This window comes from Mesorhizobium sp. M3A.F.Ca.ET.175.01.1.1 (assembly GCF_004791945.1).
GTDB lineage: Bacteria > Pseudomonadota > Alphaproteobacteria > Rhizobiales > Rhizobiaceae > Mesorhizobium.
On record NZ_SRTP01000155.1, the window covers coordinates 1 to 357 of the forward strand.

General features: G+C 68.9%; 1 pseudogene. It reads right to left on the reverse strand.

Going from position 1 to position 357, the window contains the following annotated elements:
- Window positions 1-357 (reverse strand): annotated as a pseudogene (locus EN818_RS31150) (2-hydroxy-acid oxidase); the annotation flags it as partial.

The window sequence follows — 357 nt, forward strand, 5'->3', positions numbered from 1 at the left end:
GCCCAGCCTTGCCGAGCAGTTGCTTAAGCGCCTCGACCCGATAGACGACCGAGGGGCCAAACCCCTCGACGCGTAGCAGCGTCACGGCATCGCTGCCGTGCTTGCCGCCGGCAACCTTCAAGGCGATGCGCTCCGGCAGATGCGCCGCGCTCGAGACTTCGGCGCTGGAGCCCAGCGCCAGCGCCATGGCGGCGACGGCGGCATCGTCGAGCAGGCCGCGGATGGCCAAGGTGACCTCGGTCTCGGCAGCCGGCAGCACCTTGAAGGTGACGTCGGTCAGCACGGCGAGCGTGCCCCAGCTTCCCGCCATCAGCTTGGAAAGATCGTAGCCGGTGACGTTCTTGACGACGCGGCCGC